The sequence below is a fragment of the Pseudomonas syringae genome (assembly GCF_000737245.1).
Lineage (GTDB): Bacteria > Pseudomonadota > Gammaproteobacteria > Pseudomonadales > Pseudomonadaceae > Aquipseudomonas > Aquipseudomonas syringae_J.
Window position 1 is genome coordinate 121,846 of record NZ_JPQU01000089.1, and the last position, 25,506, is coordinate 147,351.

Sequence of the window (25,506 nt, forward strand, 5' to 3'; positions counted from 1 at the left end):
CGTTCTCCCATCAGCGACTTCATTGGCGAGCCTCAGTGCGCTCGCTCCATGCTCGTTGATTTTTTATGAAAATATCGCCGGGCAAATGCGGTTGCCCGGTCAAGTACAGGCTTTTCAAAACAGCGATAACCCACCCAGCCGTAGCACAGCACGGCGGCCATCATCAGCACGGTGAAGAAAATATTGTCCAGCAAAGTGTCATGACTGGCACCGAACCACTGCCAGACTCGGCCGATGACACCCAAAACCAGGAGATGTGAAAGATATAAGGTGTAGGACATGTCACCGGTAAGCACCAGCGCTTTGGCCATCGCCACATGTTTACGACGCTCCAGCAAAGCCAGGGCAAACACTATCACTCCGAACACCGCGCCTACTGCCAGCATTCGCGCAAGCCCATGGCCTTCGAACAGTCGCGCCATGGCGATCAGCGGGATCCCGCCCAACAATGCTACCGCCAGCAGCCCCCACACGACCGAAGTGGGAATCCGCGCACTGTGACGGGAATAGAACAGCAGGGCCAGCGCCACGCCAGCGATAAACTCCAACGCATAGGGATGGAGGATGATTTGCAAAGCTGGAGGATAGACCTGCCAATCCTGAAATGCATTGAATAGCAGCAGAATTATTGCCCACCCCATCAGCATCCAGGGCAAAAGCTGCTCTTTGAAAAACAGCAGGCCGCTGAAGACCAGATAGAACCATAGCTCGAACACCAAAGACCAGGCCACCATGACCAGTAGCACCTGGTCGCTGGGCAACAGTAAAAAAGACATCCAGAGGTTCGAGGACCCGTGCGAGCTATTGACCATCCCCGGCTGAACCAGAAACACGCCCAGAGTAATAAAAAAATACAACCAATAGGTGGGATAAATTCGCGAGACGCGGTTGAACACAAACCGCTTCGCCTCGGTAACACTCTGGAAACGCCCACGGCTGACAATCACCATCACAAAGCCACTGATGATGAAAAACAGATCAACCCCCAACTGGAAGAAATCCAGCCAGGACGGCAGCAGCAGATCGCCCGCGGAAAACTTCAGTTCAACCGACGTCATATGAAACAGCACGACGCCCAGTACTGCCACACCCCTTAGCCCTTGAAGGGAATACAGCCGCTCCATGTCAATCTCCATCCCATGACTGAACGCTATCAGACGATAGCGACAGCACTGCCATGAATAGCCAGGGCACATTAGAGCAGCCTGGATTTTGCCTACAGCATAGCCAAGTCGCCGGCTGAGGAAAGCTCATGTTCAGCTTTGAATGTCAGCCAGGAGAATTCAGGGTGAGCGATGACTCCCGGCGCGACAGCGCCGGCAAAATCATGGAAACTCCAGACGTCACCCGGCAGGCAGGCTCCTGATCGGCGCATCGCGCACAGCAGTGCACCAACAGACCGCAGAGCGCTCTACCTGCTGTCGGGGATTGAGAAGGTGCAATCCAAATGAACCTTCGGCAATCCATCAGACTCGAAAGCCACATACGCACATAATGGAGAGAAACATGGCCCGCCAAACAGCACAGAATGCCCAGGAAATATTGATGGCTGACTTCCAGGTCCTGGTTGCCGACACGGAGAAACTGCTGGCTCATACAGCATCTCTGGCAGGTGAACAGGCCGACGAATTGCGCGGCCAGATTAACGAAAGCCTTTTGCGCGCACGGGAAACCCTGAAGCTCACCGAAGAATCCCTTCGTGAACGTGGCAAGCTTGCAGTGGTTGCTACTGAAGATTATGTCCAAACCAATCCATGGCAGTCGGTTGGCATCGCCGCAGGCGTTGGCTTTCTGATTGGCTTGCTGGCTACAAGGCGCTAAAGACTATGGCTCTGGGAACGGAATCCGGTCCAGCTACGGACCAGACCTCATCACCGCGTCGTCTAGGCGCCGCGTTTCTTGGCTTGCTGCATAGCCATGTCGAGTTATTCGGCATTGAGCTGCAAGAACAGAAAGCCCGCACCTTGAGCCTGCTGTTGTTCGCGGGCCTGGCGCTGGTATTCGCCTTGCTCTTGTTGACCGGCTTGTCGGCATTGCTACTGATCGTTCTGTGGGACAGCTATCGCCTTGCCGGAATAATCGGCTTGTGCGTGTTCTATACGCTGGCTGCGCTGTTTTGCGCCATGCGATTAAAAGCCGCCATATTCGACGAATCGTCGCCTTTCAACGCGACCCTCGAAGAGTTGGCCAACGACCGTGAGCGATTGATGCCATGAGCCTGCCTGAATCCCACCAGAAGCACTCGCGCCGTGAGTTGCGCAAAGCGTTGATCCGTCTGCGAATGGAAATGCATCGCCAGGAAATCCGTCAGGAATCAGCGAATATGATGCAACCTCTGCGCCGCGTACGCGGCATGACTCAGGATTGGCAAGGAACTTTGGGCATCAAGCACGCCCCGCTCTGGGGTATGGGTGCCGTCACTCTACTGGGTTTCCTCAGTGGCAAAGGTGCCAAAGGTGCCCGTGCTGGCGGCTTCACCCGGATGGTGAAACTTGGGGTCAGCCTCTTGCCTATCATCAGGCTGGCGTTACAGGGCCCTGCCAAGAAACGCTGATGGCCTTTGGCTGCATTCTTGCAAGCCGCATCCCTACTGTAACAACGCGCCGACTGCTTCAGGTTTTCCTGTAGCAGTCGATATGCGTGTGCACGACGTTTGTGTTTGGGCATTTTTCTTACTGACGATTTTCTCTGAGGAGGCCATGTGATCGATGGGCAACCACTTGCCTGCTTTCAGCCATTCATCGATACCGCTACGGGCCGTATTGCGGGTGTTGAAGCACTGGGCCGCCTGCGTCAGGACAACGGACGTCTGCAATCGGTAGGCCCGTTGTTCGCCGACCCGAAAATGCCTGCCGCTGCGCTGCGCCGCCTGGACCGCAGTATTCGAGATGATGCTTTGAGCCGTTTGCACGAGGCCCCTGACGACTGGTTTCTAAGCCTGAACATTTCGCCGCGCTGGATCACTCGGCTACGACCGGGTCAGCCATTGCCCAGCCTCAAACAACTGCAGAAAAACGGTGTAGACCCCACCCGTATTGTTTTCGAGATTACCGAATTGGGCGGCAACAGCGAGCGCCTGGCCGAAGTAGTCGAACGCTATCGCGATGCGGGTGCGCGAATCGCCATCGATGACTTTGGTGCCGGATACTCGCAGCTGGATCGGGTTCTGGCGCTGCAGCCTGACATCCTGAAGCTGGACATGCGCTTGTTCCAGGCTGCTGCAAAAGGCGGCCCGAGCAGCGACATTGTCAGAGCCTTGGCGCAAATGGCGGAAAAAACCGGCTGCTGGATCATTGCCGAGGGAGTAGAAACCGAAGCCGAGCTGCACTTCGCCCTCGAGTGTGGCTCCCGCTACGTTCAAGGCTTTCTGTTTGCCCAGGGTGAGCGAGACTTCTTCGCAGCCGACGCCTTCGTGAACCAGTTTGCCCGACTGCGTGATCACTATGTTCAGCAAAAGCTCGCAGAGCGGGCCAGGGTAATGGATCTGCGTCAGCAATTGGCGGCCCTGATGACGATCCTCCAACCCTGGGACAAAAACCATAACTCGATCGATGAACTACCGAAACTGAACGACTACCCTTGGTTGCTGCGCTTTTACCAATGCGACCGGCACGGTACCCAGCTCACTCCCAACCTGGAGTGGCGCAACGGAGCCTGGCATTCAGACGCTACCTATCTTGGGCATAACTGGTCCTGGCGACCGTATTTCTATCATCTGCTGGCCGAAGGCTGGCATGAACGCCGTCTGATCCTGTCCAACACCTATCGCGATGCAACCAGTAACCAGTACTGCCTGACGGCAGGCCAGTTTTTCGACAATGATCAGCGCCTGCTCTTGATCGACGTGGACGCCGCAGGGCTGTAACCCTTGCGGGCTGGCGGCCGAACCGGGAAGCTAGGCGCACTTTACCGATGGAGTGACCGCCTTGGATTGGCAAACCCTGCTTAACCGCGAACGACTTGGCAAAACCCTGCACAGCCCGGAAGAACTGGGCCGCAGCCCGTTCCATAAAGATCACGACCGGATTATTTTCTCCGGCGCATTTCGCCGCCTGGGTCGCAAGACGCAGGTTCATCCGGTGTCGAGCAACGACCATATCCATACTCGCTTGACCCACTCGCTGGAAGTCAGTTGCGTGGGTCGCTCGCTCGGCATGCGCGTCGGCGAAACCCTGCGCGGCGCCCTCCCCGACTGGTGCGACCCAAGCGACCTGGGCATGGTCGTGCAGTCTGCCTGTCTCGCCCACGACATCGGTAACCCCCCCTTCGGCCACTCCGGTGAAGACGCCATCCGCAACTGGTTCAAACAGGCGGCGGGACGCGGCTGGCTGGACGCAATGAGTGAAGTCGAGCGCAATGACTTCCTCAACTTCGAGGGTAACGCCCAGGGTTTTCGGGTCCTGACTCAGCTGGAATACCACCAGTTTGACGGCGGCACACGGCTGACCTACGCCACGCTGGGCACTTACCTCAAATACCCCTGGACGGCCCGCCACGCAGATTCGCTGGGCTACAAGAAGCACAAATTCGGCTGCTACCAGAGCGAACTGCCCATTCTCGAGCAGATCGCCCACAAACTTGGCCTGCCACAACTCGAGGAGCAGCGCTGGGCGCGTCATCCGCTGGTTTATCTGATGGAGGCAGCGGATGACATCTGTTACGCACTCATCGACCTTGAGGACGGTCTGGAGATGGAGCTGCTGGAATACGCGGAGGTGGAAGCCTTGCTGCTTGGATTGGTGGGCGATGATCTGCCGGACACTTATCGGCAATTGGGACCTGATGATTCGCGCCGACGCAAACTGGCTATCTTGCGCGGCAAAGCCATCGAACACCTCACCAATGCCGCGGCACGCGCGTTTGTCGAACAGCAGGACGCTTTGCTGGCTGGCACACTGAGCGGAGATCTGGTGGAGCACATGCACGGCCCTGCCAAGCGCTGTGTGCTGAGCGCGAAAGACATGGCCCGCAAGAAGATCTTTCAGGACAAGCGCAAAACCCTCCATGAGATAGGCGCCTATACGACACTGGAGATTCTTCTCAATGCATTCTGCGGGGCAGCCCTTGAACAGTTCGGTGGCCAATCCGTGTCATTCAAGCATCGCCGGATTCTCGACCTCTTGGGCAACAGCGCGCCTGACCCTCATGCGCCGCTGCATACCTCCTTTTTGCGCATGATCGACTTCATTGCCGGAATGACCGACAGCTACGCCAGCGAAATGGCCCGGGAAATGACTGGGCGCTCAATGCCGAGTTGATGGATAGAACACAGAACCCTGTAGGAGCGCACGCGCAGCACTACTACAGGTTTCAGGTGAATCACCAGTAACTGCGGTTCCGTCCCACGTCGCCAGTACTCAAGAGGCATTCAAAACTTCAGACCTTTCCCACAGGTTTTTAGGAATGGTCCTATCGCCTCACCCTCCCTCCTGCCTAATACTCCCGCCACTTCATTTGTCGCCCTTGGCGACTCTCATCTACCGCCCATTGGGCGCCATCGACGCCGTCCGACGCCTTATGGGCTGCGCCAATCGGGGGTCGATCAGCGCCAGCCATTGCCGGACAAGCCAATGTCTAAACACAAGCTGCGCATACTTCTGGTTGAAGATCATCCGTTTCAATTGATTGCCATCCAGATCCTCCTCAATAACCAGGGCTACTTCCTGCTGACCCCTGCCCTGACTGCGGCCGAAGCACTTGCAGCCATGGAGCGCACGACGCAGCCTTACGATCTGTTGCTCTGCGACCAATGCCTGCCGGATGGAGATGGTTTAGATCTGATCGAGCGAGCCCTTACCCAGGGCCAGGTCAGGCGTGCGATCGTCCTGAGCGGGCTGGACAGAGACAGACTCGAAGAAATCGAACAAATGGCGGCTCAACGTGGCTTGCCATTACTGGGATGCCTGAGCAAACCGTTAAGTGGTCCGGACCTCTCTCGCCTACTGGCTGCCACCCCCTTGCCATAAAGCTGATCGATACTCTTCCTTCGAATGAGTAGAAGCCTGTACCGCGACGTAGGAATTATCCTCAATAAACCGAGTAATTCCAAAACGAAATAAACAAAAACCCACACTACTAATACGCCATCAAAAAGGGCGCGACCTTAAACATTTTCAACGTCAGACAAGCCTCCGTGTACTCCAATACTTTAAATATTGTAGGAAACTTCCTATATATAGCCTGCAGCACTATCTGTTCATGTGCCTACCGGAACATCTGAGATAAGGTGCGCGCTTTCTTCGCATCTTGTATGGACCCAACTATGAATTCAGTTTTCATCATTGATGACCACCCGGTTATTCGTCTCGCCGTTCGCATGCTGCTGGAGAACGAAAACTACGAAGTCGTCGGTGAGACCGACATCAGCATCCCCAAGCTGGACGGGCTCGAGGTACTGGCCCGCTTCAACCAGATGGGCCTGAGTTCGAAAATTCTCGTGCTGACTTCCCAGGCTCCCGCACTGTTCGCCATTCGGTGCATGCAGTCAGGGGCCGCAGGCTACGTTTGCAAACAGGAAGACTTGAGTGAATTACTGAGCTCGGTGAAAGCCGTATTATCCGGCTACAATTACTTTCCTAGCCAGGCATTGACTCCTCCTCCCGGAAAAGATGGTCAACCCAGCGAAGTCGAACTATTCAAACTGGTCAATGATCGCGAACTGATGGTACTGCAGTTGTTTGCGCAGGGCCGGACGAACAAAGAGATTGCCCGGGGTATGTTTCTCAGCAACAAGACAGTCAGTACTTACAAGACTCGTCTGATGCAGAAACTCAGGGTCAAGACCCTGGTGGAACTAATAGATATGGCAAAACGCAACGCGCTTGTATGAGGGACCGGATGTCCACGCGCTTTAAACACCGCTTCTTGCTAGTCGCAAGCCTCTGCGTGAGCCTTGCATGGACGGCGCTGCCTGTGCACGCCGAAACCTACACCTTGCTGGGTCGAGCCAGAGCCGCGCATATGGAACTGTCGCTGGACAAGGCCCAATGGGAGTGGTTGCGCAAAAAGGGGGAGTTGGTGCTCGGGACTTCCGCCCCCGATTACCCCCCCTTTGACCTAACGATCACCGGGAGGGACTACGAAGGATTTACGGCAGATTACGCGGGGATCATTTCCAAGGCGCTGGACCTTACCATCAAGGTGCAGCGCTTCAAGTCCAGAGAGGCGGCGATTGCTGCCCTCGTTACCGGTGAAATAGATCTGCTGGGGAGCGCCAATGGATTTGAAGCGATGGACGGAAAAATCAAACTCTCGACACCCTATGCGGTTGACCAGCCCGTGCTGGTCACCCGGATCGGAGAAACCCGGTCGCTGACGGATGGTCTGGCAGACATGCGACTGAGCATGGTCTATCACTACCTTCCACCCGAAGAGGTTCAGGCGCTCTATCCCAAGGCGTCATTGAAGACCTATCCATCGTTTCAAAGCGCTATCAACGCCGTGGCATTCAATCAGGCAGATGTTTTTCTTGGCGACGCCATCTCGACCCAGTACCTGATCAACAAGGGCTATCTGAACAACGTGCAGATGGCCAATTTCGGCAAACATGAGCCCAACGGTTTCAGCTTCGCCGTCGATGATCAGAACACCCAACTGCTGGACATTCTGAACAAGACTCTGCGAGCCATTCCGGTCGAGGAGCGTATGGCGATCTCCAAGCGCTGGGGCGCCAGCGATCTGATGCTCACTGACCAGAAATTGCAGCTCACCAACCGGGAAGAGCGCTGGATCGAACAACATCCCACCGTCAGGGTTGTCATCAATGAGGCCTATGCCCCCCTGACATTCTTTGACGCAGTCGGCAATTTTCGTGGGATCACTGCAGATCTCCTGGAGTTGGTAAGACTGCGTACCGGTTTGCAATTCGAGATCAGCAAGGCACCCAGCATGGCGGACATGATCAATCGCGTCAGCCAAGGCAACGCCGACCTGATCGGCGCACTGATTCCAAGCGAGGAAAGGGAAGACAGACTGAGTTTCACCAGGCCATACATTGACAATTCCTTCGTGCTGATCACCCGTAAATGGCCGGAAAACCCTCCACGTCTTGAGCAATTGAACGGCAAGCGCGTGGCAATTACGCTGGGCAGTCCCATGCTGCCGTTTCTGCGCAGGGAGTTTCCGGAAGTGGTGCCGATCGAAGTCGACAACCCATACCAGACTCTGGATATGCTTGCGCAGGGTCGAGTGGAGGGGGCAATTACTTCACTGCTGAGCGCCAATTATTTTTTGACCGCCGGGGCATTCGAGGACCGTTTGCAGATCACCAATACCGTGGGTGACGAACCCGCCCTGATTTCGATGGCGACCTCTCGCAAGGCGACAGAGCTGAGCGCCATCCTCGACAAGGCACTATCGAGCATCGCACCCCAGGAGCTGGCAGCCATCAATAATCGCTGGCGCTCCTACACCCCGGCCGGCGGCAACTGGCAGAACTACCAGCGCCAGATTTACCAGATCATCATCGGGGCAGGCATGCTATTGCTCGGATCCCTGGCCTGGAACGCCTACATGCGCCGTCAAATCAAGCAGCGCGAACAAGCCGAACGGGCCTTGAACGACCAATTCGAATTCATGAGCGCGCTGGTCAACGGCACGCCCCACCCTATCTATGTGCGCGACCGCGACAGCCTGCTGCGCATGTGCAATGACAGTTATCTCAGGGCGTTCTCGGCACGGCGCGAAGACATCCTGGGCAAAACCGTGACCGAGGGAGTCCTCAGTAACGTTTATGAAGCCCGAGAGTTTGCCAGCGATTACCAGCATGTAATGGCAAGCAATAGCCCGATGATCCTCGATCGCACGTTATGCATCGGTGATCGGCAATTGACGATCTACCACTGGATCCTGCCGTTTCGCGATTCTCTGGGTGAGGTTCAGGGCATCATTGGTGGCTGGATCGACATCAGCGAGCGTCGCGAGCTGATTGAAGAGCTGCAGGCTGCCAAGGAGCAGGCCGACAATGCCAATCGGGCGAAAAGCACCTTCCTGGCGACCATGAGCCACGAAATCCGAACTCCGATGAACGCGGTCATCGGCATGCTCGAACTGGCTCTCAAGCGCGCCGATCACGGCCACCTGGATCGCCCGGCAATCGAAGTGGCTTACAGTTCCGCCAAAGACCTGCTGGAGTTGATCGGCGATATTCTCGATATTGCCCGGATCGAATCCGGTCGACTGACCCTCAGCCCCGAACGCGCCAACCTGCGCCAGCTTGTGGAATCAGTGGTACGGGTATTCGATGGTCTGGCCCGGCAAAAAAGCCTCAGCCTGCTGCTGGATCTGGACAGCGGCATCAATAACGATGTGCTGATCGACCCGCTGCGTTTCAAACAGATCCTGTCCAACCTGATCAGCAATGCGATCAAGTTCACTGAACAGGGCCAGGTCAAAATCACCCTGCAAACCTTGATGGAGAACGACACTCAGCAGCTGCAATTGATGGTGGCGATTCAGGACAGCGGCGTCGGCATCAGCAAGCAGGATCAGGAACGCCTGTTCGAGCCTTTTTCCCAGGCCGATAACCAGCTCCAACAAGCCAGGACCGGAGCCGGGCTCGGGCTGGTCATCTGCCGTAGCCTCTGTGAAATGATGGGCGGCACCCTTGAGCTGAGCAGCGAGCCAGGCCAAGGCACCCGCGTGGACATGAGCTTTAATCTGACACGCCTGGAACCCGTGGCAGTTTCCGCCGCCCTACGCGAAGCTCTTCCCCAGACCGGTGAAGCACTTAACATTCTGGTTGTCGATGACCACCCCGCGAACTGCCTGCTGCTGTGTCAGCAACTGGAATTCCTCGGCCATCGTTGCGCAGTGGCCGAGCACGGAGCCCAAGGGCTTGAGCTTTGGCTGGAGGACCATTTCGATCTGGTCGTCGCCGATTGCAACATGCCGATCATGAACGGCTACGACCTGACCCGGGCGATCCGAAATCACGAGCAGGTCCATGGGCAACAGCACTGCGCGATCTGGGGCTTCACGGCTAACGCCCAGCCCGAGGAGAAACAGCGGTGCCGCGAAGCCGGCATGGATGACTGCCTGTTCAAACCCATCAGCCTGACAGCCCTGAGCGAGCGCCTGAACCGTATTTACCCGCTTGTAGTGTCTCAGGATAAAACTCCGGACCTGTCGTCAGGCACGCACAGTGAAACGTTCAACATAGGCAGCGTCCACGCCCTCACCGGGGATCGCCCGGAAATGATTCGTCGCCTGCTTGAACAGCTGCTGCGCAGCAGCCAGGAAGATCGTGATGAACTCAACCTGCTCAACCCCCAGGATGACCGCTCGGCACTAAGCCAAATGGCGCACAAGATTAAAGGCGCCGCGCGGATTATCCGGGCAGACAGAGTGATCGAGACATGTGAAGCAATGGAAACTGCGTGTATCGATGCCTCGCCATCGACGGTAATCGACGAATGCCTGAAGGCGATGAACAGCGCAATGACAGATCTTGAGAGGGCGTTACAGGAGCAACTGAGCAGTGCGGCCTGAGGGTAGATGCAGCACAGAAAAGCACATCATGGATGACAAAGCGGCAGGCGTCGCGCCTGCCGCTAGCAACATCAGGCTACCGAGTTGATCGGTGTTTCCGGATGCCAGGCGTCCATCAGCGGGCTGACTTCAACTTTGGTCAGTTCGCTACGGCCCTTGAGCCAGGCTTCAACGACTGCGCGTTGCTCTTCAGTCACCGAGCCGCGCTTGGCGAGGCATACCAGACCGAAGTCATCACCGCCAACATAGTCCAGACCATTGGCGTCCATGGCTTCTGTCAGGAAAGCATCAAGGAAAGCGTCGATCGCCTGGTCGTCAAGATCTTGTTTGAAGTCCAGGTTAAGCTCAAAACCCAGCTCCTGGAATTCATCCACGCAGAGTTTTTTGCGCAGACGGCGGGAACGGTTAGTGGCCATTGGGACAATCCTCATAAGTAATATCGGGCGGCACTTTATCAGTTTGGACAGGTAAATGCCCGCATATCAGACTATCTGACGACTAGCCCCCTGCCGGACTGCAAAAAATCCCCCGCCGGGACCTTGGCCGGGGCCCAAGTGAGCCGTGATTGGGGCATAATGCGTCGGCATTTCAGGCATATTCCATTTTTATCGCGACACTATTTGAGTTACGGCTATTTTTTATTGAGGGAATCCATCCATGCCCTCTCGTTTCCCGTCTTGCAGTAGGGTTTTATTGAATGATCAAATCATTGCGTCCCTTGTTTTTTGCCACCCTTCTTTTCCCATTGGCTTTGCCGGTTAAGGCAGAGCCGATCAACACATCACTTCCTCCCAAGGTTCAGCAAGCGCTAAAGGCCAGCAAGCTCGGCAATGACGCTCTGTCGCTGGTCATGCTGCCACTCAATGGTCCAGGTACTCCGACCGTTTTCAATGCTGATGTGTCGGTCAATCCGGCTTCAACCATGAAGCTGGTAACCACCTATGCCGCACTGGAGATGCTCGGCCCAACCCACCAATGGAAAACCGAATTCTTCACCGACGGCACGCTCAACAATGGCGTCCTGCGCGGCAACCTTTACCTCAAGGGCGGCGGCGACCCAAAACTGAATATGGAGAAACTCTGGTTGCTGATGCGTGACCTTCGCGCTAACGGCGTGCAGCAAGTCACCGGCGATCTGGTACTGGATCGCAGCCATTTCGTACAGCCGCAGCTGCCAGTATTCGATGATGATGGCAATGACAAGAACAAGCCCTTCCTGGTCAAGCCCGATTCGCTGATGGTCAACCTGAAGGCGCTACGTTTCGTCACCCGCAACGATGGCGGCAAGGTCCTGGTTTCCGTTGAGCCGCCAATCGCCAGCATTCGTGTCGACAATCAGGTCAAGGCTGTCGCGTCGAAACAATGTGCCGGTGATGTGCGTTACAACCCGGTGCCACAGGTGGATGGCAGCGTTCTAGTGACGGTAAGCGGTCAGTTGGGTGACGGCTGTAATTCGCAAACCTACTTGTCACTGCTTGACCACCCGACTTATGCGGCGGGTGCCGTTCGCGCGATCTGGCAGGAACTGGGCGGCAGTATTCTGGGCAAGGACCGCGTGGACGTCGTGCCAGGCAGCGCCAAGTTGCTGGCCAAGGCCTTCTCCCCGGATCTGGTTGAAGTCATCCGTGACATCAATAAATTCAGTAACAACACCATGGCCCAGCAGCTGTTCCTCAGCCTTGGTTCGGAGTTTCGTAACGAAGCCGACGGCGATGACGCCAAGGCAGCACAACGCGTGATCCGTCAGTGGCTGGCGAAAAAAGGCATCACCGCACCACATCTGGTCATGGAAAACGGTTCAGGATTGTCACGAGCGGAGCGCGTCAGCGCCCGGGAGATGGCGATCATCCTGCAAGCTGCATGGCGCAGCCCCTATGCTGCGGAGTTCATGAGCTCTATGCCGCTGGCGGGCATGGACGGCACTATGCGCAAACGCCTCAAACGCACCCCATTGCTGGGTGAAGCCCATATCAAGACCGGCACCTTGAACACCGTGCGCGCCATCGCGGGATTTAGCCGCGACAGCAATGGCAATACCTGGGCGGTAGTCGCCATCCTCAACGACCCTCGCCCATGGGGTGCTTCATCGGTACTGGACGAGGTATTGGTCGAGCTGTATCGCCAGCCGAAGCTGGTCAACAACACGGTATCGATTCAGGCGCCTTGATCCACACACCAGCCCGTAGGAGCTGCCGAAGACTGCGAACAGCGGCTATCAGGTAAACCGCTTTCGCGGCCGTCGTAACCTCCGACGGCTCCTACAGGTCCAGCTTTGATAGTTACTTCGCAGTAATCTTCCACGCCCGGTGAATCTTGCTGTTACGCGCAAAATCCGGATCAATGGTTTGCGCGCTGATTTCCTCTACCGCATAACGCTGAGCCAGATTTTCGTCGAGGACGAACTTGCGGAAGTTATTCGAGAAATACAGCACACCGCCCGGGGCCAGGCGAGCCATTGCCAGATCAAGCAACTGCACCTGATCCCGCTGCACATCGAAGATTCCTTCCATGCGTTTGGAGTTGGAGAACGTCGGCGGGTCGATAAAGATCAGGTCGTACTCTTCACGACAGGCTTCCAGCCAGACCATCACATCGGCCTGCTCCAGACGGTTCTTGTCAGAGAAACCGTTTAGCGACAAATTGCGACGAGCCCAATCCAGATAGGTGCGAGAGAGGTCGACACTGGTGGTGCTGCGCGCACCGCCCTTGGCGGCGTGCACACTGGCGGTCGCAGTGTACGAATACAGATTGAGGAAGCGCTTGCCCGCTGCTTCACGCTGAATTCGCATGCGCATGGCGCGGTGATCGAGGAACAGCCCGGTATCCAGGTAGTCGGTCAGATTGACCAGCAACTTGACCCCGCCTTCGTTGACCTCCAGAAACTGGCCCTGAGCGCTCTGACGCTCATATTGCTTGGTACCGCTCTGACGTTCGCGGCGCTTGATCACCACGCGATTCTTGTCGACATTCAGCGCCTGAGGGATGGCAGCCAATGCATCAAACAAACGGGCCGACGCTTTCTCCGGATCGATAGACTTAGGTGCGGCATATTCCTGTACATGCACCCAATCCTGATACAGATCAATGGCCAGCGAATACTCCGGCATATCAGCGTCATAAACGCGATAGCAGTCAATGCCGTCACGGCGGACCCACTTGCCCAACAACTTGAGATTCTTCTGCAGACGGTTGGCGAACATCTGCCCGCCTTCGCTCAGGCGTGGCTGCTCGACCACCACCGGAGCGGGTTTGATCGGGTTGCCATTCTTGTTGTACTTCTCGTACTTGCCGGGGGTGACCAGCGGGCCGGTATCTTCAACCTCGACCTGTTCACGCTCGACCTGGCGCTGCTCTGCGGTACGGCGCTCGCCCGTCACGAACTGATCCGGCACCACTTTGATCAGCAGCAGTTTGCACGGCAACGCGCCATTCCAGAACGCATATTGCTTATGGCTGCGAATGCCCATGCGCTTGCCCAGATCAGGCGCGCCGGTGAATACAGCCGCCTCCCAGTTCAGGCAGGCCTGACGCAGGCGCTCGCCAAGATTCTGATAGAGGTACAGCAGACTCGCTTCGTCGCCCAGGCGCTCACCGTAGGGAGGGTTGCAAATCACCAAGCCTTTCTGATTCTGGTCCGGGCGCGGCTCGAAAGTCGCGACCTCGCCCTGATAGACCTTGATCCACTCGCTCAACCCGGCGCGCTCGATGTTGTTACGGCCCGGCTGGATCAGGCGCGGATCGGCTTCATAGCCGCGAATCCACAGAGGTGGTTTGGCCAGACCCGCCTCAGCACGGGCAAGCGCCTCGTCATGCAGCTTGCGCCACAGTGCCGGGACGTGGCCCAGCCATGCAGAAAAGCCCCAACGCTCGCGCTTAAGGTTTGGCGCGATATCCGCAGCGATCATCGCCGCCTCAACCAGGAACGTCCCTACACCGCACATCGGGTCAGCCAGCGCACCACCTTCAGACGCAATTCGCGGCCAGCCCGCACGAATAAGGATTGCAGCGGCGAGGTTCTCTTTAAGCGGTGCAGCACCCTGCTGCAAACGATAGCCACGCTGGTGCAGGCTATGGCCAGAGAGGTCCAGTGAGAGAATGGCTTCGCCGCGATCCAGACGCAAATGAACACGCAGGTCCGGATTGAGCTTGTCCACCGAAGGGCGTGAGCCATCTGCGGTGCGAAGCTTGTCGACGATGGCGTCCTTGACTTTCAAGGCGCCGAAATGGGTGTTGTCGATGCCCGACCCGTGGCCGCTGAACTCGACGGCCAGAGATCCATCTGGCTCCAGATGATCATGCCAGTCGACATGCAGCACGCCGTGGTAAAGGTCTTCGGCATCCTTCATTGGAAAGCGTTTGAGCACCAACAGCACGCGGTTGGCCAGACGAGACCATAGGCAAAGGCGGTAGGCGGTCTCCATGTCGGCACTGCCGCGAATGGCTGAGGTATGTTCGCGGGTTTCCTCGAGGCCCAGCGCAGTGGCTTCCTCGGCAAGCAGCCCTTCCAGCCCTTTAGGGCAAGTGAGGAAAAGTTCGTAACGATCCGACATGAATATTCCAGGGCCTGAGCCATAAGCGGCGGGCAACGCATTGCCCAACCAGATTTAAAACAGACGTCTTTCTTGGAGACCGCCTGCGTGGCACACAAGTCGTGCCGAGCCAGCGTCTGAACCATCAAGGTAAAGAGCCAGCCAGTCCCGGCCACCGTGGCCAAAGGACATTAGAAAAAATTACTATTGAGCATGACAACAGCGGCAATAAAAAGTCACATCGCGACCCTTCGTCGAATTACGGCTACTTGCACCCAGCCATCATTCGCATTTACGAAAGGGCCGATACATCCTCTGCAAGCCTTGTGGATGCAGGCTTGCAGAAATAATCAGATTTGAAACACCTGTTTCTTATGTTCTGGTTAACAAAAATGTTACGTGCTTATGACAAAACGATCATTCACAGGGCCCGATCCATTGGTTAGAAATCACCTCAGGTTGTCACTGCAACGGTGATAGCACAAAGCCCGCGACGCCGGCAGCGGGCACCAACGGCAGAAAACTTTCTGCCCGACCTCGACATGAGGTCTCAGGGACATAACAGTCAACAAACGAGGGCAACACCCTATGAGAAGACTTAAGCGTGATCCGTTGGAAAGAGCATTTTTACGCGGATATCAATTTGGTGTTCATGGTAAATCCCGTGAGCTTTGCCCTTTTACTCTACCGTCGGTGCGCCAAGCCTGGATCAATGGCTGGCGAGAAGGACGTGGCGACAACTGGGACGGTATGACCGGCACTGCGGGAATCCACAGACTCAACGAACTTCACGCGGTCGGATAATCAGGTAAATCTCCGACCAGTCCATCAAAAATTGTTGAAATCGATCCAAACCAGAAGCGTCCCATCCGGGCGCCGGGCGTAAAGCCCAAGGGGTTCCTTCTGGAACCCCTTTTTTTGTCCGACGCTTGTAAATTACTGACGGCTCATCCCCTGGGCATGGCCGCGATAGCATCCACCGACTGACGAATCAGCGCCGGGCCCTTGTAGATAAAACCTGAGTAGATCTGAACCAGGCTTGCACCCGCGGCGATTTTCTCAGCCGCATGCTTGCCCTCGGTGATTCCGCCTGCTGCGATGATCGGCATCCGGCCCGCCAACTCAGCGGCGAGCACTTTGACGGTGTGCGTGCTTTTCTCACGAACCGGAGCACCGGACAACCCGCCCGCCTCGTCGGCATGAGGCAAGCCCTCGACGCCCTGACGGCTAAGGGTGGTATTAGTAGCTATCACAGCATCCATACCGGACTCGACCAGCGCAGCAGCCACCAGAACGGTTTCTTCGTCGGTCATGTCCGGCGCAATCTTGATCGCCAGCGGCACACGCTTACCGTGTAAAGCCGTCAGGGCCTCCTGGCGAACGCGCAGTGCCTCAAGCAATTGCTTGAGGGAATCACCAAATTGAAGGCTGCGCAGGCCAGGGGTGTTCGGTGAACTGACGTTGACGGTCACATAGCTGGCATGGGCGTAAACCTTATCCAGGCAAATCAGGTAGTCATCCACGGCGCGCTCGACTGGCGTATCGAAGTTCTTGCCGATATTGATCCCCAGAATGCCTTTGTAGCTGGCTGCCTGAACACGTGTGACAAGGTTATCGACGCCGAGGTTGTTGAACCCCATGCGGTTGATGATCGCCTCGGCGTGGGGCAGCCGGAAAATACGAGGTTTGGGGTTACCCGGTTGGGCTCGCGGGGTCACAGTACCAATTTCCACGAAGCCAAAGCCCAACTGCGCGAAACCATCGATAGCCGCGCCGTTCTTGTCCAGCCCAGCCGCAAGCCCTACCGGATTAGGGAAATCCAGCCCCATGACATTCACCGGAAAACGCGCAGGCGTCTTGCTGAGCAAGCCGTTGAGCCCTAACCGACCACCGGCGCCGATCAAATCCAGCGACAAGTCGTGTGATGTTTCCGGGGAGAGTTTGAACAGTAACTGGCGGGCCAGGTTATACATGGGCGGGCGCGGCTCGTGAATAGCTGAATGCAGGGACGCGATTATAGACGCCTTGGACGGATCCATGCGAGGCATGTGCGCAGTTTTAAGCCATGCCCCCCCCCTGTTGGAGCTACCTAAGGCTGCGAATGACGGGTGACAATCAAATTGCCTTCGCTGCCTTCGGCAGCTCCTTGGGATCGTAGACGTCATGTGGCAAATCGCAGGCAAAGAAAAGCCCGGCATGAGCCGGGCCTTTCTATTGAAGCGAGGGAAGCAGGCTAATTACTTAGCTTGTGCTTCAACTTCAGCTTCTACGCGACGGTTTACAGCGCGGCCAGCGTCAGTTGCGTTGTCAGCAACTGGACGGGATTCGCCATAACCAACCGAGTTTACGCGGCTAGCGCCAACACCGTACTGGTTAACCAGAACCTGTTTAACGGCGTTTGCACGACGCTCGGACAGTTTCTGGTTGTAAGCGTCAGGACCGACGGAGTCAGTGTGACCTTCAACAGTGGTGGTGGTGGATGGGTATTGTTGCATGAAGTCAGCGAGGTTCTTGATGTCGCCGTAGCTGTTAGGCTTGACTACGGATTTGTCGAAATCGAACTTCACGTCCAGCTCAACACGAACAACTTCAGCAACTGCTGGGCAGCCATCAGCGTCAACGGTAACGTTGGCTGGGGTGTCCGGGCACTTGTCAACGTTGTCGCACACGCCATCGTTGTCGCTGTCGGAGCAAACTTCAGCTACTGGAGCTGGTGCTGCTTCAACTTTCTTGGAGCCGCCACCGAAGTTTACGCCGATACCGACGCTTGGAGCCCACTCGGTGTCGCCTTGGTCGATGTTGTACTGAGCTTCAACGCCAGCACGGGCATAGAAGTTGTCAGTGAAGTACAGCTTGGCACCGCCGCCAACGTTGGCGAAGGTGGAGCCGTTACGACCGCCACGGCCATCTTGACCGAGGCTCTGGTCAGAGAAACCAGCCGAAACGTACGGACGCAGCATGTCGCCCGGGTTGTTGAAGTGGTACAGAGCGTCCAGAGCTGTGTTCGAGCCCTTGATGTTCTTACCGCTGTCGCTACGCACGTTGTGGACTTCGTCGTAACCCAGACGTACTTCAACGTCGTCAGTCAGGAAGTAACCTACGGAGCCGCCGAACAGGTTACCGTCGTTTTTAAAGTTACGGGCGCTGTCGTAGTACTCTTTCTTGGCGAAGCCTTCGATTTCGACTGCGCCTTGGCCTTGAGCCAGAGCGCCGAAAGATGCCGCGGCAACAATAGTACCAATGGCCAAGCCCAAGGTGTTTTTCAGTTTCATCCGTTAAATCCCCATCTGGTGATTGTAAAGCAGTCCCACGTATCCGGGGACAACTCATCGGCAAGTCTATCAGAACTTGCCTGCTCGTTAGAGATATTTGCACCGAGTTAAGTTTCGGTAATACCTGCAAATTTCTCACGTAATTTATCCAAAGCCCGCTTGTAGCGCATTTTCGTTGCGCTCAAGCCCATGTGCATGATGTCTGCGATCTCCTGAAACTCCAGTTCTGCAACGAATCTCAGCACCAGAATCTCTCGATCAATCGGGTTCACATGCACAAGCCAGCGATCAAGCCCGCCCCGCTCTTCAGGTTTTGGCGTCTTCTCTTCGGACGCTTCCTCAAGTGGATCCAGACTCAGCGCGTCCATCAAGCGACGCTTACGCCGTTCCTTTCTGTACTGCGTGATGCATTCGTTATAGGTAATGCTGTAGAGCCAGGTTTTGAACTTCGATTTACCCTCGAAGTTCTTCAAGCCATACAACACCTTAAGCATCACTTCCTGACAGACATCATCAGCATCGCGATCGTTCCCTAAATATCGTGCACAAACGTTAAAAAGTGTTCTCTGGTAGCGACGCATCAACTCTTCGTAAGCCCGCGTCACGTGAAAAAGCTCGACGTGCGCGTGCTCGACCAGCTCCTCATCAGAGAGCTCGCGGGGGTCATAGCGCATCGATAGCGGTTGGGCGTTATTCAAAACAAGTCGTGCCGACAGTCAGTTCAATGTCCGCCACTGTCCGGATCCCGGCAATTCGTGGCGGCATAGAGTAGCAGGTTAGCCGCTTAACGGCTGCTCACTCGCTGCTCCAGAAGGATGCGGTTGGACAGCGAAACCAGATCCCCCTCATCCGTCAGCAGAGTAGTTTTCACCGTACCAATTTCTTCGATCTGGCCTTCGACATCGCCAACACGCACTTGTTGCCCAACCTGATACAACTCCCGCACATAAATTCCCGCCAGGATCTGCCCGGCCAATTCACGACTTCCAAGACCCATGGCTAGCGCAATTGCCAGACCAACGGTAATCAAAACAATCACAATCACATGGTTCAGCAGGTCAGTCTTGACCTCAAGCTGGCTGATCGCGACCGAAATGCTGATGATGATCACCAAGCCTTGAGCAATGCGCCCTAAGCCGGCCGAATAATCCAGGCCTACGCCTTCCGCCGCACCGCGCACCAGGCCATTGACCAGTTGAGCCAGCAAAACCCCGACCAGCAGCACCAGCGCTGCGCCAAATACTTTAGGCAGGTACAACGCCAACATGTCAAGCGTGGCCGAAACCCGCTCCAGCCCTAGCGACTCGGCGGCAGAGACGAGAAAAATCAACAACACGAACCAGTAGACGATCTTGCCGATCAACGTCGAAATCGGAACCTGGATACCCGCCCGACTGATCAGTTTGGTCAGCCCGGTGCCGCCCATCAGACGATCAAGACCCAGCTTGGCGAGCAGCTTGGAAAGCAGCGTGTCGAGCAGCTTGGCGACGACGAAACCCAACAACACTACGACCAGCGCACCGAACAGGTTCGGGATGAAATTTGCAACTTTGGTCCACAATGCGGTCATTGCGGCAACCAGACTCTGAGTCCAGAGATCCAATTCCATGTTCAATCAGCCTTATCGACAGGACGAGCGGTAGAATTCTTGAGGCGTGAAACCGGTGCAACATGGGCCGAGCCGTTGTTCAAGGCAATCATCATGGCCTCGGACCAACGCCCCAGCAGACTGAACAACACACCCGCGCCGACCTGGCGATTGGCGGTTTTCAGGACTCGCCCTAGACACGCATCGTCATCCCGGCTGGAGGAAGACGATTTGAGCATGTCGCGTAAAGATTCTTCGAACGGGTCATGCATAAGCACCTCGCATAGCCACCTCGCTTAATGTCAGTAAAAGACGTGACCAGAATTCCACGAGTCACACCCGACTCTGCGCAGAGCGAAAAAAAACCACCTTCAAACCCAACGCAAGCGTCTAAACAGCCACCATTGGCCCAATGCCACAGCGAGAATCAACACACACGCCACCAGAAATCCATATGGGCTGGCAGAGCCGGGAATACCGCCGACATTAATACCCAGCAAGCCGGTCAAGAAACTCATTGGCAAGAAGATGCCGGTGATGATGCCGAAGCGGTACATCGTGCGATTCATACGCTCGCGCAGACGGCGATCTTCGGACTCAAGCACCAGCCCCACTCGCTCTCGGGTCAGTTCAAGCTCTTCCAGATAACGAGTCAGGCTGTTGTTCAGCTCGTTCCAGTAGTCAGCGTCATCATCGACGAACCAGGGCAACTTGCTGCGACTCAGCTGGCCATAGATATCCCGTTGAGGGCCGAGAAAACGTCGCAATCCGGCTGCCCGCCGACGGATATGCAGCATCTTGCCATGGTCCGGCGTATACCGTTCGTCGGCATCTATCTTTTCTTCCTCTTCATCCACTGATTCGGTGAGGTCGCCGACCAATGCCTGGACCTTGTCGGTCAGGTACTGAGCCAGATAAAGAATCAGTTCGGAGGCGGTTTTCGGACCTTTGCCTTCATTTAATTGCTCGATGAGTTCATCAGTGGCGCGCAGCGGACGCAGCCGCAGGGAAATGACCTGTTGGGTAGCCGCGAAGATCCTCACCGAGACCATATCTTCCGGCTCCGCCCCTGGGTTGAGGTTGACCCCGCGCAAGAACAGCAACAGTTTTTCATCAGGCAAGGGCAGCAAACGGGGCCGGGTCTTTTCCTCAAGCAGCAGATCGCAGGCAAACTCACTCAAGCCGCTGGCGGTGCGCAGCCAGCTGTGAGTCTGCGGGTGACCGCGATCCCAATGCAGCCACACGCTCTCGTGAGACTGCAGTTGCAGACAATCCAGCTCTGTGCGGGCGATGAAACGCGCCCCGCCCTTCCCATCCAATACGAGGGCATGAACCAGCCCCCACTGCGCATTTGTTTCATCGAACATCAGAGCTTCACTTATTCCGGCATTTCCAGGGGTGATGGAGACACGATGATGCCGTTGTTGTCGGCATACACATACTCACCGGGACGGAACGTGACGCCAGCAAAGGTTACCGCTAGATCCAGATCGCCAGCGCCGCGCCGGTTGGAGCGCAATGGATGACTGGCCAGAGCCTGCACACCCAGGTCGGTCTGCGCCAGCATGTCCACGTCACGAACGCAGCCGTAGATCACCACGCCCTGCCAGCCGTTATGCGCTGCCCGTTCTGCAATCATGTCGCCGAGCAAGGCGCAACGCAGGGATCCACCGCCGTCAACGACCATCACTTTGCCTGAGCCATCCAGCTCGGCCAGCTCCTTGACCCGAGAGTTATCCTCGAAGCATTTGACGGTCACGATCTCGCCGCCGAACGAATCACGGCCGCCGAAATTGCTGAACATGGGCTCCACGACCTGGACCAGCTCGGGATAGGCATCGCATAAATCTGGAGTGATGTAGTGCATGACGTAACTCCTGTAGGCGAACGATCAATTGCTTGGCTAACTCAGACACCCAGCTTAGCTGGGCGTTGTCGAAGCTGGGTCGTAGCTTAGTAGCAAGCCGGGCTCTTTGAAATGCCTGAGGTCATTCAACTGCGGCGATCTGCTCCGACGACAGCTCTGGTACAGCCAGATAACCTTTTCTCAGCCAGTCTGCCACCAGTGGCCATACCTCGCGCTGCGCACTTTTACTGACCAGCATGTGCACATGATTGAAATCTTCGCTGAAACCCTGCTCGCGCCCCAGACAAAGGAACTGGCGCTGGGCCGAGCCGATCTGATCGAACAGCTTGCGACAGGCCCAGACCGGGTCCTGAAAGTCGCCCGCGGCAGCCACCGCAAGCACCGGCACCTCAACCTTACTCAGGCCCGCCCACCAATCGGTTTCGCGATCACCAAAGCGACCGAACAAACCGTGCCAGCTCAAGCTTTCCAGTACCAGCCCAATCGGCTCGTCCTCCGGACCACGCTTGAAACGCGGGCCGGATATGTGGTCGAAGGGCTTGAGCAGCAAACGACCGGCCCATTGCACTGGAGGGATTTTCAACGGCCAGTAGTTGCGACTGACCTGGCTGCCGAACATGGCCACGGAGGCTGCGCCAGCAGGGCCGAGATACGCACCGCCCAATGCGGCCGCCAGGGTGGTACCGCCCAGTGAATGGCCGATCCAGTGCGGAATCTGCCCGCTCTGCTCACGAACAAAGGCCGCAATGGCTGGCACATCGTAACGGGCGTAATCGGCAACGCGGTTGTAGCGATAAGCCTGATTGCGCGCCGACAGACCATGCCCACGCATCTCCGGGATCCAGACATCAAAACCGGCACGCGCCAGGTACGCGCCCAGCCCGATGCCCTTCGGGGAATACCAGAAGCGGCGGTTGGAAAAACTGCCATGCAGCAGAATGACCGGCACGCCGCGCACGTCCGGTTGCGCCACCAGACCCAGGCGGGTGACGGCGATTTCGACGCTGTAGTCAGGGCTGTTGGCGGGCTTGAGGCGGTATACGTCTTCAATCAGATCGCCACAACGCTCGGCGCTGATCAAAGCCACGGGAAAGAGATTGCTGCTGCTTTGCATATAGCTCAAACGATAAAAGGACGGCTATGGACAAACCGTTCCGGGTAAACGTGAAAAAGCCCCGATCTGCCTGATAGGCAGATGGGGCTTCACTCAATCAGATCTGTTCAGATCACATCAATTCAAACAGGCGCCTGAGCTTCAGCCAGGAAGAACCAGGTTTCCAGCACGGAATCCGGGTTCAACGAAACGCTTTCGATGCCTTGATCCATCAACCAGCGCGCCAGATCCGGGTGATCCGAAGGGCCCTGACCGCAAATGCCGATGTATTTGCCAGCCTTGTTGCACGCCTGAATGGCATTGGACAGCAGCTTCTTCACCGCCGGATTACGCTCATCGAACAGATGCGCGATCACCCCGGAGTCACGGTCCAGGCCCAGCGTCAGCTGGGTCAGGTCGTTGGAGCCGATGGAGAAGCCGTCGAAGTACTCGAGGAACTCTTCAGCCAGAATCGCGTTGGACGGCAACTCGCACATCATGATGATGCGCAGACCATTTTCGCCGCGTTTCAGGCCATTTTCCGCCAACAGGTCGATCACCTGGCTCGCTTCGCCCAAGGTACGAACGAACGGCACCATGATCTCGACATTGGTCAGGCCCATTTCCTCACGCACACGCTTGAGGGCACGGCATTCCAGCTCGAAGCAGTCGCGGAAGTTTTCGCTGATGTAACGCGAAGCGCCACGGAAACCCAGCATCGGGTTTTCTTCTTCCGGCTCGTACATCTTGCCGCCGATCAGGTTGGCGTACTCGTTGGACTTGAAGTCCGACAGGCGCACGATGACCTTTTTCGGGGTAAACGCAGCAGCCAGGGTGCTGATGCCTTCCACCAGCTTCTCGACATAGAAGCCGACCGGATCGTCATAGCCGGCAATGCGTTTATCGACGCTGTCCTTGATGTCCTGCGGCAGGCTGTCGTAATTGAGCAGCGCCTTGGGATGCACACCGATCATGCGGTTGATGATGAACTCCAGACGCGCCAGGCCAACACCGGCGTTGGGCAGCTGGGCAAAATCAAAAGCCCGGTCCGGGTTGCCGACGTTCATCATGATCTTGAACGGCAGATCAGGCATGGCGTCGACCGAATTGGTCTTGATGTCAAAGCCCAGCTCGCCTTCGAAGATATAACCGGTATCGCCTTCGGCACAGGAAACGGTTACGCCTTGGCCGTCCTGCAACAGCTGAGTGGCGTTGCCACAGCCAACCACTGCCGGAATGCCCAACTCGCGGGCGATGATCGCAGCGTGGCAGGTACGGCCGCCGCGGTTGGTAACGATAGCGCTGGCGCGCTTCATGACCGGCTCCCAGTCCGGGTCGGTCATGTCGGAAACCAGAACGTCGCCGGGCTGGACCTTGTCCATTTCCGACACGTCTTTGATGATCCGCACCTTGCCCGCGCCAATGCGCTGACCGATAGCACGGCCTTCCACCAGCACGGTGCCGGTTTCCTTGAGCAGGTAACGTTCCATGACGTTGGCCTGAGCGCGGCTTTTCACGGTTTCGGGACGCGCCTGAACGATGTACAGCTTGCCGTCGTCACCGTCCTTGGCCCACTCGATGTCCATCGGCGCCTTGTAATGCTTCTCGATGATCATCGCCTGTTTAGCCAGTTCGGAGACTTCCTCGTCACTCAGGCAGAAACGGGCACGCTCGGCAGGCTCGACGTCCACGGTTTTCACCGAACGTCCGGCCTTCGCCTCGTCACCGTAGATCATCTTGATTGCCTTGCTGCCCAGGTTACGGCGCAGGATGGCGGGACGACCGGCGGCAAGGGTGTTTTTGTGTACGTAGAATTCGTCAGGATTGACCGCGCCCTGCACCACGGTTTCACCCAGACCGTAGGCGCCGGTGATGAATACGACGTCACGGAAGCCAGACTCTGTGTCCAGGGTGAACATCACGCCAGCGGTACCGGTCTCGGAACGAACCATGCGCTGTACGCCGGCCGATAGGGCTACCAGCTTGTGATCGAAGCCCTGGTGAACGCGATAGGAGATGGCCCGGTCGTTGAACAGTGAGGCAAACACTTCCTTGGCCGCACGGATGACGTTCTCGACGCCGCGAATATTAAGGAAGGTTTCCTGCTGACCGGCGAAGGAAGCGTCCGGAAGGTCTTCAGCTGTGGCGGAAGAACGCACGGCAACGGCCAGATTCGGGTTGCCTGCCGACAGCTCGGCAAAAGCAGTGCGAATCTCGGCGTTGAGCTTCTCGGGGAACTCGGCTTCCATGATCCACTGACGAATCTGCGCGCCGGTCCTGGCCAGTGCGTTGACATCGTCGACATCAAGAGCGTCCAGAGCTGCGTGGATCTGATCATTCAGACCACTCAGTTCAAGAAAATCACGGTAGGCCTGAGCCGTAGTGGCGAAGCCACCGGGCACCGAAACGCCAGCACCTGCGAGGTTGCTGATCATTTCGCCGAGGGATGCGTTCTTGCCTCCCACATGCTCCACATCATGGACGCCGAGCTTATCGAGGGAAACTACGTACTCTACCAAGGTGATCTCTCCACTAACTGTGTTTGTTGTTGGGAAAAGCTCAGTTGCAGGGTGCGGGATGAACCGGCCCCTGAAAAAATTTGCGAATGCCAGTCACTCAGGCCCGCAAGCGCGCCTATGATATCCAACAATCGTCACTAGCTTAAGGCC

Annotated in this window: 22 protein-coding genes; 10 read left to right on the forward strand and 12 right to left on the reverse strand. The window is 56.6% G+C overall.

The features are described from left to right. Positions 1-32 precede the first annotated feature (32 nt). Entirely contained in the window at positions 33-1,124 is a 1,092-nt protein-coding gene (locus tag IV01_RS01990) for an acyltransferase family protein (protein WP_032631476.1), read from the reverse strand. A 382-nt stretch (positions 1,125-1,506) separates the two neighbouring features. Here IV01_RS01990 and IV01_RS01985 point away from each other — a divergent pair, with 382 nt between their 5' ends. The 8 genes from IV01_RS01985 (at position 1,507) to IV01_RS01950 (ending at position 10,488) form a co-directional block, all read left to right on the forward strand. After that, positions 1,507-1,821 carry a DUF883 family protein gene (locus IV01_RS01985; protein ID WP_032631477.1) on the forward strand — a complete coding sequence of 105 codons (315 nt, stop codon included), beginning with the start codon at positions 1,507-1,509 and terminating at the stop codon, positions 1,819-1,821. A gap of 5 nt (positions 1,822-1,826) precedes the next feature. Beyond that, the gene (locus IV01_RS01980; RefSeq protein ID WP_032631479.1) at positions 1,827-2,216 is read left to right on the forward strand and encodes a phage holin family protein; all 390 of its coding nucleotides are present in this window, start codon (positions 1,827-1,829) and stop codon (positions 2,214-2,216) included. Then, positions 2,213-2,554 carry a hypothetical protein gene (locus IV01_RS01975; RefSeq protein ID WP_032631480.1) on the forward strand — a complete coding sequence of 114 codons (342 nt, stop codon included), beginning with the start codon at positions 2,213-2,215 and terminating at the stop codon, positions 2,552-2,554. The genes IV01_RS01980 and IV01_RS01975 overlap by 4 nt, the downstream gene beginning before the upstream one ends. 147 nt (positions 2,555-2,701) lie before the next feature. Further along, positions 2,702-3,865: an EAL domain-containing protein gene (locus tag IV01_RS01970; RefSeq protein WP_032631481.1), complete on the forward strand. Its 1,164-nt coding sequence runs from the start codon at positions 2,702-2,704 to the stop codon at positions 3,863-3,865. 61 nt (positions 3,866-3,926) lie between these two features. Continuing rightward, a complete protein-coding gene (locus tag IV01_RS01965) occupies positions 3,927-5,258 on the forward strand; it encodes a deoxyguanosinetriphosphate triphosphohydrolase (RefSeq protein WP_032631482.1) in 1,332 nt (443 codons plus the stop codon). Positions 5,259-5,570: 312 nt separating this feature from the next. After that, positions 5,571-5,966 (forward strand): response regulator, encoded by a 396-nt coding sequence (locus IV01_RS01960; protein WP_032631483.1) that lies wholly within the window; start codon positions 5,571-5,573, stop codon positions 5,964-5,966. Between the two features lie 296 nt (positions 5,967-6,262). Then, positions 6,263-6,829, forward strand: a complete 567-nt coding sequence (locus IV01_RS01955) for a response regulator transcription factor (RefSeq protein ID WP_032631484.1) — start codon at positions 6,263-6,265, stop codon at positions 6,827-6,829. An 8-nt stretch (positions 6,830-6,837) separates the two neighbouring features. Further along, positions 6,838-10,488 carry a transporter substrate-binding domain-containing protein gene (locus IV01_RS01950; protein WP_050508000.1) on the forward strand — a complete coding sequence of 1,217 codons (3,651 nt, stop codon included), beginning with the start codon at positions 6,838-6,840 and terminating at the stop codon, positions 10,486-10,488. Positions 10,489-10,559: 71 nt separating this feature from the next. Here IV01_RS01950 and IV01_RS01945 read toward each other — a convergent pair whose 3' ends face one another. Beyond that, the gene (locus IV01_RS01945; protein WP_032631487.1) at positions 10,560-10,904 is read right to left on the reverse strand and encodes a YggL family protein; all 345 of its coding nucleotides are present in this window, start codon (positions 10,902-10,904) and stop codon (positions 10,560-10,562) included. Positions 10,905-11,185: 281 nt separating this feature from the next. Between IV01_RS01945 and dacB the strand changes: the two genes are divergently transcribed. After that, entirely contained in the window at positions 11,186-12,655 is a 1,470-nt protein-coding gene (gene dacB / locus IV01_RS01940; protein ID WP_032631488.1) for a D-alanyl-D-alanine carboxypeptidase/D-alanyl-D-alanine-endopeptidase, read from the forward strand. A gap of 112 nt (positions 12,656-12,767) precedes the next feature. Here the strand turns inward: dacB and rlmKL are convergent, their stop codons facing one another. Further along, a complete protein-coding gene (rlmKL, locus tag IV01_RS01935; protein WP_032631489.1) occupies positions 12,768-15,038 on the reverse strand; it encodes a bifunctional 23S rRNA (guanine(2069)-N(7))-methyltransferase RlmK/23S rRNA (guanine(2445)-N(2))-methyltransferase RlmL in 2,271 nt (756 codons plus the stop codon). 567 nt (positions 15,039-15,605) lie between these two features. Here rlmKL and rmf point away from each other — a divergent pair. Then, positions 15,606-15,821: a ribosome modulation factor gene (gene rmf / locus IV01_RS26525; protein ID WP_080290409.1), complete on the forward strand. Its 216-nt coding sequence runs from the start codon at positions 15,606-15,608 to the stop codon at positions 15,819-15,821. A gap of 143 nt (positions 15,822-15,964) precedes the next feature. On the opposite strand, the gene IV01_RS01930 is transcribed toward rmf, so the two are convergent. The 9 genes from IV01_RS01930 to ppsA form a co-directional block, all read right to left on the reverse strand. Continuing rightward, entirely contained in the window at positions 15,965-16,990 is a 1,026-nt protein-coding gene (locus IV01_RS01930; protein ID WP_032631490.1) for a quinone-dependent dihydroorotate dehydrogenase, read from the reverse strand. A 264-nt stretch (positions 16,991-17,254) separates the two neighbouring features. Continuing rightward, on the reverse strand, positions 17,255-18,289 hold the full coding sequence (locus tag IV01_RS01925; protein ID WP_032631491.1) for an OmpA family protein: 1,035 nt from the start codon (positions 18,287-18,289) through the stop codon (positions 17,255-17,257). A 107-nt stretch (positions 18,290-18,396) separates the two neighbouring features. Next, the gene (gene sigX, locus IV01_RS01920; RefSeq protein WP_154232281.1) at positions 18,397-18,987 is read right to left on the reverse strand and encodes an RNA polymerase sigma factor SigX; all 591 of its coding nucleotides are present in this window, start codon (positions 18,985-18,987) and stop codon (positions 18,397-18,399) included. Positions 18,988-19,073: 86 nt separating this feature from the next. Continuing rightward, positions 19,074-19,898: a mechanosensitive ion channel family protein gene (locus IV01_RS01915; protein ID WP_032631494.1), complete on the reverse strand. Its 825-nt coding sequence runs from the start codon at positions 19,896-19,898 to the stop codon at positions 19,074-19,076. Between the two features lie 2 nt (positions 19,899-19,900). Further along, positions 19,901-20,149, reverse strand: a complete 249-nt coding sequence (locus IV01_RS01910; protein ID WP_032631495.1) for a hypothetical protein — start codon at positions 20,147-20,149, stop codon at positions 19,901-19,903. A gap of 99 nt (positions 20,150-20,248) precedes the next feature. Beyond that, positions 20,249-21,244: a zinc transporter ZntB gene (locus tag IV01_RS01905; protein ID WP_032631496.1), complete on the reverse strand. Its 996-nt coding sequence runs from the start codon at positions 21,242-21,244 to the stop codon at positions 20,249-20,251. An 11-nt stretch (positions 21,245-21,255) separates the two neighbouring features. Further along, positions 21,256-21,744, reverse strand: coding sequence for a ribonuclease E activity regulator RraA (gene rraA / locus IV01_RS01900; RefSeq protein WP_032631497.1), 489 nt, complete (start codon positions 21,742-21,744; stop codon positions 21,256-21,258). Between the two features lie 121 nt (positions 21,745-21,865). Further along, positions 21,866-22,858: an alpha/beta fold hydrolase gene (locus IV01_RS01895; RefSeq protein ID WP_032631498.1), complete on the reverse strand. Its 993-nt coding sequence runs from the start codon at positions 22,856-22,858 to the stop codon at positions 21,866-21,868. Positions 22,859-22,980: 122 nt separating this feature from the next. Next, positions 22,981-25,356 carry a phosphoenolpyruvate synthase gene (ppsA, locus tag IV01_RS01890; protein WP_032631499.1) on the reverse strand — a complete coding sequence of 792 codons (2,376 nt, stop codon included), beginning with the start codon at positions 25,354-25,356 and terminating at the stop codon, positions 22,981-22,983. Positions 25,357-25,506: the final 150 nt, after the last annotated feature.